Annotated in this window: 7 protein-coding genes and 1 tRNA gene; 6 read left to right on the plus strand and 2 right to left on the minus strand. The window is 69.4% G+C overall.

Annotated features, from left to right (window positions below; genetic code table 11):
- The 6 genes from QM569_RS15045 to QM569_RS15070 form a co-directional block, all read left to right on the plus strand.
- Positions 1-301 (plus strand): LemA family protein (locus tag QM569_RS15045; protein ID WP_414988051.1); only part of this gene is annotated, 301 nt, incomplete at its 5' end.
- A gap of 7 nt (positions 302-308) precedes the next feature.
- Positions 309-1655, plus strand: a complete 1347-nt coding sequence (gene rsmB / locus QM569_RS15050; RefSeq protein ID WP_414988052.1) for a 16S rRNA (cytosine(967)-C(5))-methyltransferase RsmB — start codon at positions 309-311, stop codon at positions 1653-1655.
- Between the two features lie 25 nt (positions 1656-1680).
- Positions 1681-2274: a DUF4390 domain-containing protein gene (locus QM569_RS15055; protein ID WP_414988053.1), complete on the plus strand. Its 594-nt coding sequence runs from the start codon at positions 1681-1683 to the stop codon at positions 2272-2274.
- Complete coding sequence (locus QM569_RS15060) at positions 2271-4526, plus strand: ATP-binding protein (protein WP_414988054.1); 2256 nt, start codon at positions 2271-2273, stop codon at positions 4524-4526. Before QM569_RS15055 ends, QM569_RS15060 begins: the two co-directional genes overlap by 4 nt.
- Before the next feature lie 38 nt (positions 4527-4564).
- Positions 4565-5251 (plus strand): response regulator, encoded by a 687-nt coding sequence (locus tag QM569_RS15065; RefSeq protein WP_414988055.1) that lies wholly within the window; start codon positions 4565-4567, stop codon positions 5249-5251.
- A gap of 60 nt (positions 5252-5311) precedes the next feature.
- Positions 5312-5387 (plus strand) — tRNA-Phe (locus QM569_RS15070).
- A gap of 1017 nt (positions 5388-6404) precedes the next feature.
- Here QM569_RS15070 and QM569_RS15075 read toward each other — a convergent pair.
- The gene (locus QM569_RS15075) at positions 6405-9395 is read right to left on the minus strand and encodes a DUF927 domain-containing protein (RefSeq protein WP_414988056.1); all 2991 of its coding nucleotides are present in this window, start codon (positions 9393-9395) and stop codon (positions 6405-6407) included.
- Positions 9392-9866, minus strand: a 475-nt coding sequence (locus QM569_RS15080; protein WP_414988057.1) for a hypothetical protein, incomplete at its 5' end; no start/stop codon positions are given. The genes QM569_RS15075 and QM569_RS15080, both read right to left, overlap by 4 nt.

Consider the following 9866-nt stretch of genomic DNA (forward strand, 5'->3'; position numbering starts at 1 on the left):
ATCGCTCGCCGCCGCCCGCGCCCGCCCGCTGCAGGCGGACGCAGTGGCCGCGCTGGCGGCGGCGCGCGACGTGCTGCATGCCAGTTGGCGCAAGGCCATGGACAAAAGCGGGGCCGAGGCCATGGAAGTCGCCGTGCCCGCCCTGCCGTGGCAGGCCCGCTGGGACGACCAGTTGCAGCAGAACGACCAGGCCAGCCGGGTATTCAACGAGGCGGTGGCGCAGTACAACGCCGCCATCGCCCAGTTTCCGGCCAGCCTGCTGGCCCGGGTGTTCGGCTTCAAGGCGGCCCGTGGGCTGTAGGCATTCCATGAACACCGCACAGACCCAAGCCTGCGTGCCGCTGTGGCGGCAGCTGGCCGCCACGGCAGGCGCGCTGCAGGCCATTCGCGGCGGGCAGTCCGGCACGGCGGCGCTGGCGGCGGTCGATGCCAGCCTGCGCCCTGGCGTGCAGGCGCTGCTGTTCCAGGTGCTGCGCCAGGCCGGGCGTGCCGAGGCGCTGCGCCGCCGCATGGCCGCCCGCACGCCGCCCCCTGTTGCCGACGCCCTGCTGTGTACAGCCCTGGCCCTGTGCTGGAACCCGCAGGAGTCGCCCTACGAAGCCTTCACGCTCGTGAACCAGGCGGTCGAAGCCGCCAAGCACGGCGCTGCCACGCGCGCGCAGGCGTCCTTCATCAACGGCTGCCTGCGCCGCTTCCTGCGCGAGCGCGAAGCCCTGGTCGCCGCCACGGACGCCGAGCCCCTGGCGCGGTGGAACCACCCCGCATGGTGGATCAACCGGCTGCGCCAAGACCACCCCCAGCACTGGGAGCAGATTCTGCGGGCCAACAACGCGCATGCGCCGATGACCTTGCGGGTTAACAAGCAAAAATGCACTCCAGCGCAATACCAGCAAGCGCTTGCAGCTATTAATTTAGAAGCAAACCCGGTGGGTGATGCGGGCCTGGCGCTGCGCCAGCCCGTGCCGGTGCCGACGCTGCCGGGCTTTGCCGAGGGCTGGGCCTCGGTGCAGGATGCCGCCGCGCAGATCGCCGCGCCCCTGCTGCTGCAGGGGCTGGACCCGTCGCGGCCCCTGCGCGTGCTGGACGCCTGCGCCGCGCCCGGCGGCAAGACGGCGCACCTGCTGGAACTGGCCCCTGGCCTGCAAGTGACAGCGCTGGAGATCGACCCCGCCCGCAGCGCCCGCATCGGCGAGACCCTGCAGCGCCTGGGCCTCACCGCCCAGGTGCTGGTGGCCGACGCGGCCCGACCACAGGACTGGTGGCGCCAGCACTGCGGCGGCGAGCCGTTCGACGCCATCCTGCTCGACGCGCCCTGCACGGCGTCCGGCATCGTGCGCCGCCACCCGGACGTGCGCTGGCTGCGGCGCGAGAGCGACATCGCCCGGCTGGCGGCCCTGCAGGCGCAGCTTTTGGCGGCGCTCTGGCCGCTGCTGCGCCCGGGCGGGCGGCTGCTGTACTGCACCTGCTCGGTGTTCCGCGCGGAGGGTGACGGGCAGGTTCAAACGTTTCTTGCGCACAACACCGACGCCCGATTGCTGCCTTCGCCCGGCCATTTAGTCCCGGGCGGGGCGGACAAGCCCGGGGCAGTCCCGGACAATCTTCCAGGTGATCACGACGGGTTCTTCTACGCACTGTTGCAAAAATCGCCGCAATGAGCCCAGGCGGCTGCATGGGTGGCGGGTGCTCGCGGTCCTGGCGCTGTGGGTGTGGGGCCTTGCGGTGCTGCCCGCAGCCTGGGCCAACGATGCGGCAACGTCCGAAGTCGGCGAGCTGCGGCTGGAGCGCGAGGACGGCGGGCTGTACCTGAGCACCAGCCTGCAGATCGCCCTGCCCGAGCTGGTGAAGGACGCGCTGTACAAGGGCATTCCCATGTTTTTCGTGGCCGAGGCCGAGGTCACGCGCGACCGCTGGTATTGGTACGACCGCCAGGTGGCCGAAACCACCCGCTACCTGCGCCTGAGCTACCAGCCCCTGACCCGCCGCTGGCGGCTGAACACGTCTCCCGTACCGTTCACCAACAGCGGCCTGGGCGTGGTGCTGGGGCAGACGTTCGACGGCTATGCCGATGCGCTGTCGGCCGTGCAGCGCTTTTCGCGCTGGAAGATTGCCGATAGCGCCGCGATCGACCCTGATGCGGCGCATACCGTGCATTTCCGGTTCCGGCTCGACATGTCCCAGCTGCCGCGCCCGTTCCAGATCGGTGCCGTGGGACGCTCGGGCTGGAACCTGCTGGTGTCCCGCAGCCAGCAGCTGGCCGCGGAGCCTGCCCGATGAGCGCCCAGCGCCAGTCGCACGCCGTGCGCTGGACCGTGGGCGTGGGCGCGGCCATCATGACGGCCATCGGGCTGGTGCTGCTGTTCCTGCTGACCCTGGCGACGAACAACCGGGCGTTGTACGAGCGCAACTACGCCTGGCTCTTTGGCGTGAACGTGCTGGTGGCGCTGCTGCTGCTGGCGGTGCTGGCATGGATGGCGGTGCGCCTCGCGCTGCGCCTGCGCCGGGGGCGCTTCGGCAGCCGCCTGCTGGTCAAGCTGGCGGCCATCTTCGCCGTCGTCGGGCTGATGCCGGGGCTGCTGATCTACGTGGTGTCCTACCAGTTCGTCACCCGCTCCATCGAGAGCTGGTTCGACGTGAAGGTCGAGGGAGCTCTCTCCGCCGGGGTGAACCTGGCCCGCGTCTCGCTCGACTCGCTGGCGGACGACATGGCCGCCAAGACGCGCAGCGCCAGCACCCAGGTGGCGCAGGTGCCCGACGCGGCAGCGGGCCTGGTGCTGGAGCACATCCGCGACCAGCTTGGCGCCAGCGACGTGGTGCTGTGGAACGCGGCAGGGCAGGCCGTCGCCAGCGCCGGTCAGTCGCGCTTCAGCCTGAACCCCGAGCGGCCCGGCGCGGGCCTGCTGCGCACCGTGCGCGAGCAGCGTGCCGTCACGCAGATCGAAGGGCTGGACGACATCGCCGACCCCGCCGCTACGCAGAACGCGCGCGTGAAGGTGCTGGCCCTGGTCAGCAACCCCAGCGTGGGCCTGCTGACCGAGCCGCGTTACCTGCAGGCCACCCTGCCGCTGCCCGCCGCGCTGGTGGCCAACGCCATCGCCGTGCAGGAAGCCAACCGCGAATACCAGGAGCGCGCCCTGGCGCGCGGTGGCCTGCGGCGCATGTACGTGGGCACGCTCACGCTGAGCCTGTTCCTGGCTGTCTTCGGCGCCGTGCTGCTGGCCGTGCTGCTGGGCAACCAGCTCGTGCGCCCGCTGCTGGTGCTGGCCGACGGGGTGCGCCAGGTGGCGGCGGGCGACCTCAGCCGCAAGGCGGCGCTGCAGGGCAAGGACGAGCTGGGTGGGCTGACGCGCGACTTTGCCAGCATGACCCAGCAGCTTGCCGATGCGCGCCAGGCCGTGGAAAAGAGCATGGGCGAGGTGGACGCCGCGCGGGCCAACCTGCAGACCATCCTGGACAACCTCACGGCGGGCGTCATCGTGCTGGACGCGCAGGGCGTCATCCGCTCGTCCAACCCCGGCGCCACCCGCATCCTGCGCGCGCCCATGGCAGCCTACGAAGGGCGGCCCCTGGCTGAGGTGCCGGGCCTGGCCGCATTCGCCGCCGCCGTGCAGGGTCACTTCGACGCCTTTCTGGGCGACAGCGAACGCCACGGGCTCGACCATTGGCAGCAGCCGTTCGAGTTGCACGCGACCGAGAGCGGGGTAGGTCAGCAGCACGCCACCAGCCTCGTGGCCCGGGGCGCGGAGCTGCCAGGCGCGACCCGGTTGCTGGTTTTTGACGACATCTCGGAAATCGTCTCCGCCCAGCGCGCCCAGGCCTGGGGCGAAGTGGCCCGTCGCCTGGCGCACGAAATCAAAAACCCGCTCACGCCCATCCAGCTGTCGGCCGAGCGGCTGGAGATGAAGCTCGAAGGCAAGCTGCCCGGCCCCGAGCAGGCCGTGCTCGCCAAGTCCGTCAAGACCATCGTGGAGCAAGTGGACGCGATGAAGCGGCTGGTCAACGAGTTCCGCGACTACGCCCGTCTGCCCGCAGCCGAGTTGCATCCGCTGGATCTGAACGCCCTGGTGGCCGACGTGCTGCACTTATATGGCGAAGAAAACGCCACCGTGCCCGTGCAGGCCGAACTGGACCCGCGCTGCCCCCGCATCGCGGGCGACGCGCAGCAACTGCGCCAGGTCGTCCACAACCTGCTGCAGAACGCGCAGGACTCCACCGAGCAGGCGCGCGCGGGTGGATCCGGGTCAATGCCGCCCGTGCGCATCAGCACCCGCTGGAGCGAATCGTCGCGCCGCGTGCGGCTCACCGTGGCCGACAGCGGCGGGGGCTTTCCGGCGCACATCCTGCAGCGGGCCTTCGAGCCCTATGTCACCACCAAGCCGCGCGGCACAGGCCTGGGCCTGGCCGTGGTCAAAAAGATCGCCGACGAGCACGGTGCCCGCATCGAGCTGTCGAACCGCTCCGAGGACGGCGCAGTGCAAGGGGCTCAAGTGTCGTTATCATTCGCCCCTAAATCAGCGGTGGCGTCATAACAACACCGCACCGCAGTACACAAGGCGTTTCAATACACATGGCAAACATCCTGGTGGTCGATGATGAACTCGGCATTCGCGACCTGCTGTCGGAAATCCTGAACGACGAAGGCCACAGCGTGGACCTGGCGGAAAACGCCACCCAGGCGCGCACCGCCCGCGCGGCCAACAGCTACGACCTGGTACTGCTCGACATCTGGATGCCCGACACCGACGGTGTCTCGCTGCTCAAGGAGTGGGCCACCGCCGGGGTGCTCACCATGCCGGTCATCATGATGAGCGGCCACGCCACCATCGACACGGCCGTGGAGGCCACGCGCATCGGCGCCTTCTCTTTCCTCGAAAAACCCATCACCCTGCAAAAACTCCTCAAGGCCGTGGAGCAGGGCCTGGCCCGCAACACTGCCCAGCAGCAGCCTCCCGCGGCGGCGGCGCAGGCACCCACCAAGGCCCCGACCGATCCCGCCTTCGCGCAATTGCCCACCATCCCGGTTGCCCAGTCGGGAGGGGAGGTGGGGCCTCATGCACACCAAGGCTTCGACCTGGATCGCCCATTGCGCGAGGCGCGCGACGGCTTTGAGAAAGCCTACTTCGAATTTCACCTGGCCCGCGAAGGCGGCTCCATGACCCGCGTGGCCGAGAAAACAGGCTTGGAGCGCACCCACCTGTACCGCAAACTGCGTCAACTGGGAGTGGACTTGGGCAGAGGCAAGCGCGGCGGCTGAGCGCTCAAATGTGCGCTTGGAGCAGCCCCCCGGTTTTTTCACGCTATAATCCATGGCTCAGGCCCGGTAGCTCAGTCGGTAGAGCAGAGGATTGAAAATCCTTGTGTCGGCGGTTCGATTCCGTCCCAGGCCACCACATCACAGTTCGCGGAAGCCCGAGAACGTCCAAAAGCCATAAGAAATCAACATCTTAGGGCTTTTTTGTTGTCCGCCGAAGTGCAGTAACTTCCGTCTGCATCCGGGCAATCGTGCAGTAACTTTTACAGTAACTCGCTTCGGGGCGGTCGCTGCTGCAAAAGTTACTGCATGGGAAGCCCCGGCACCAGGCCAGGCTAAAGGGCATCGGCCAGCCGCTAACCCCCCTACCGGCACTAGGCCGGGGCCGGGGCTGGTGACCGATAGCCTGCACCTATGACGTGTTAATCCATTTGAAAAACCCCGGAGCTGTAAAAAATCTGCGCGTGCGGAAGGCGGCGGTGTCCAAGCCAAGGCGATTCTGAAATCCAGACTACCCCCCCTTGCCAGCCCCACGCGGCAGGCGTCAACCTTGTGTCAACCACTCCAAGCCCCCAACCACTAGCGCATCATCGGGGCGCGAATTACCCGCATTCGGGAAGTTGGGGGAGAACCTAGCACCCCCTTGCCAGCCCCACGCGGCAGGCGTCAACTGCCACGCCGCCAGCCCCATGCAAAACAGCACGATGCACATTTACGGGAATCGGCGCATGCCCGCGTGCGCAACTTCTCTCCGGTTATTGCTTTTTTGCGTGGGAACAGTGGGAACAGTGGGAACACCGCATGAATAAAGGCTCTCCGCGTTCCCACTGGTTTTTTGGCAGTGGGAACAGTGGGAACAAAATCCAGGCGAAACGCCTGTTTCTGCACATTTTCGGGATTCTGAGCCCCAAACAGCCATCAACAGGCGAGCCCAGTGCGCTCATGTGCAAAAAAGGGGTGTTGCACACTGGTGCCTTTTCCGGTTGCGCAGCGCAGAGGGGTTCCCCCGCCCCCGCCGCACACCGGCGGACGGTGCGGGCCACGGCCTTGACGGGGCTCGCATGGGGCCAGCCGGGCCATGGCACACGCATGCACGGCCCGACTGGCAGGCGGGCGGGCGGACTGGTGACCAGCCCCCAACCAGGCCGGGCCGGGGCTACAGGTCGAGCGCGAACAGGGCCGCAGGGATGCGGTAGCAGTTGGACAGGCCCATGCCTGGCAGGCGCTGCTTGCAGTCGAATGAACGCCCGGCGCTGGGCAGCAGGGCCTTATGCTCCAGCAGGACGCGGGCCACGGCCTGATAGTCGAAGCCCTTGCACACCTCGGCACGGAACACCTCGGGCAGCACGAAATACTCGACGTGCATATCCTCGGCGTCCAAGGCCGTAGCGGCGTCGTATGCGTCGGCATCGGCCCGGGACGTGCCGGGCTCGGCGGCGGTGCCCTTGACGATCTTCAGGGGCTTGCCCTCGCTGTCCACCACGCGGCGGAACCCGGCGCGCTGCAGCGTCTTGGCGCTGCGGTCGTCAGACGCCCGATGCCACCAGGTGAACCGGCCCTCGCCATGCGCCTCCAGAAAGCACCGCACCTGGCGCAGCATCTGCCGCACCTCGGCATTGCCTGAGCCCCCGCGTGCGGTCATCCAGGCGTCAAAGCACGCACGTGCGGCCCATTCGGGTTCTGCGGCATCCCAGCCGGTCAGGCCCGCCTCGGTTGCCAGCTCGCCCGCCACGGCCACCAGGGCGAACCGGGCGGCCACCCGTTCGACCTGGCCCGAAGCCCCAGCTGGCACCCATTGCCGGGCGATGGCCGCAACGTTGGCGCGGATGCGCTTGGGCAGCGTATCGGCATGCGCGCACGCCCATTCGATGAAGGCGCGGCCCGGCGCGCCGTAGCATGCCTGCGCTTCGCGGGTCAGGTGACTGGCGAAGGCGGCGCCGCCATCGTGGCCATGCAGGTTCTCGAAAGCCCCCAGGCCCACGCCCGCATCGGCGGGAATGTCCGCCATGCGCACCTCTTGCCCCGCGCGGGCGCGCTTCATGCCTTCGGCCATATGGTCGGCCAGCCCCAGCTCGCCAGCCGACAGGAACAGCAGCCGCCAGGTCAGGCGGGCGCGGGGTGCGCCGCCTCGGGTAGCGCGGGCCTTGCTCTGCTCGTTGGCGAGCATGTAGGCGCACTCCCCGGCCACCTTGCCGTCAACCTGCGCCAGTTCATCCAGGATCAGCAGCGCGTCGCAGTGCTGGGCGGCGATAGCCTCAAGTGCGTTATCCGTGGTGCGCCAGCGCTGCATGTAGCCCGGCCCGCCGTACACGCTGGCCGCCAGGCGCAGGGCCGTGGTCTTGCCTGAGCTGCTGTCGCCCCGCAGGTGAAAGCCCCCGCTTTCCATGCCTGCCATGCGCAGCAGCGGCCCGGCGAAGGCGCAGGCCACGGAGAACACCAAGCGGCTATTGCCAGCGCACAGCACGCCGATGCGATCGCGCCAGGCAGCGGCGTCACGCTTGATGCGAAACGTGTTCTCCATTTGGCTGTCGCTCTGGAACACGATGCGCTCTGTATCGTCGCCGATGGTCTCATGGGGCAGCACGTAGGCCATGCCGCCGCCCTCGACGGGGTGCCAGCCGATGCGGTCGGTGCAACTGGCGAACTCAGCCGGGCGACGGGTCTGGATGTATTCGGTCAGCCGGTTGCGGGCCGTGGGCGCAGTGGCGATGCGAAGCCCCATGTTCAACAGCACGGCGCGGTATTCGCCCCCGTCGCCAGACAGCATGCGGGCGGGCATGGCCCATTGCTTGGGCTTGCCGAGTGGGTCGGCAAAGCGCAGCAGGTAGCCCCAGCCGTTGGCATCTTGGTCGCGGGTGCGGGCCTCTACGTCCAGGCGCGAACACAACCACAGCGGGCGCAGCGGCTCGCCGTCGCGGCCCCGCCCGTGGTAGTACACGCCGCCATCCTCTACGGTGAAAGGGTCGTGCGGTTCATCGTCGCCAGCATCGCCAGGTGGAGCCCCGGCAGAGCCCCCGCCGCCATCACCCGCAGCATCGCCCGCAGAGCCCCCGGCGGGGGCCTTGCTTGCCCGCTTGCGGGGCTTTGCTGGCGCGGCAGGGGCATCGGCAAGGGCCGGGGCTTGCGGGGCGCTCAGGCGGGCCGCTATGGCCGCCTGCACCGTGTCGCGCACGGCATCGGCCCCGTGCGCTTGGCGCATGTCGTTGAAGTCGCTGGCACCTTCGGCCAGGCCCTCGGGGAACACGGCCAGGCCGCCCACGGACTGCGCGGCGGCTTGGGCCTTCACGCGGCCCGTGTTGGTGCCGCTGCGCGCCTCTGTGGCGCGGTCGTCGTCGCCGCACAGCACCAGCAAGGCAGCGGGGTAGCGCTGGCGCAGGGCGCGGGCGACGTGTGCCAGGTTGCCCGCGTCAAAGGCCACGGCCACGGGGTGCCCCGTGGCCTCGTGCAGGCTGGCGGCAGTGGCGTAGCCCTCGGCCACCAGCAGCACCGGGGCACCGTCCGCACTGCCCAGCATGTGCCACAGGCCGGACTTGCGCCCGCCCTTGCAGAACAGCTTGTCCGTGCCGAAGCGGTTGCGCTCGCCCATGATGCGCTGCACGTTCCACAGCGTGCCGTCGCCGTCGCGCAGGGGCACCAGCAAAGCCCCATCGGCGGCAAAGCGCACGCCGTAGGGCTGCGCGCCCTTGCGGGCAAGGTAGGGGCTGGTGCCCGTGTCGCTGGCGGCATCCCACTGCGCCCGCGCATCGGCAGCAGCGGCAGCGTGCGCGGCATCGCGGGCCGTGGCCTCGGCCTGCTGCTGGCGGGCGCGCTCGGCATCGCGGCGGGCCAGCTCGGCAGGGTCGGGCGCGGCGGGGGCCTGGGTGCCCCTGGGCAGCTCAAAGCCGTGCTGCTTGGCGATGTACAGCAGGGTGCTGATACCCACGCCGCCCCCGGCCCTGACGCTGCGCCAGGTGCTGCGCGTGGCCGATGCGTCGTGGCCATCCGCAGCCGTGGCGCTCCACGCCTCGAACAGGTCGCGGCCCGTGTCGTCGGGGTACTCGCTCTTGATTGCCATCGCCACCCGCGCCCATTCGTCGCGGGGCAGGCTGGCGGGTATGTGTGCCAGGGCGGCGCGGATCAGCTCGGGGGTGACGGGTGTTTGCTTCATGAAAGCCTGGGTGAAAGGTCTTGCGGGGTGGTGGTGTTGAACCCAGCGCGCAGCACCGTGGGCTGGCCTGGTTCGGACTCGGCCAGCAGCTCCCCGCCCCGGGCGGCGCGCACGCGCACCACGCCATCGGCATCCAGCACCGCGCGCAGGCGGATACCCTGCGGGGGCTGGAAGACGCAGCGGGCCAGGGGCTTGCCACGGGTTGCGCTCGCCAGTAATGCGGCCTCTGCCGGGGCTTCGTCGTGCATGGCATCGGCATCGCACTCGCGGATCACCTCGCCATCGGCACTCAGCACCAGCAGCGTGCCCGGCCAAACGAACAGCACGCGCACCGCCCCCCGGCCCTGCCAGCGCGCGATGCGGTGAAACAGCACGCCGTCGGCAGGGAGCGCCGCACCCAGGGCATGCGCCCCGGCCAGCAAGCGCGCGCGGGCGGCATCGCGGGCGGCGGCCAGGGCGCGGCCCATGGGG

The organism is Acidovorax sp., assembly GCF_047607405.1.
Taxonomy (GTDB): domain Bacteria; phylum Pseudomonadota; class Gammaproteobacteria; order Burkholderiales; family Burkholderiaceae_C; genus Acidovorax.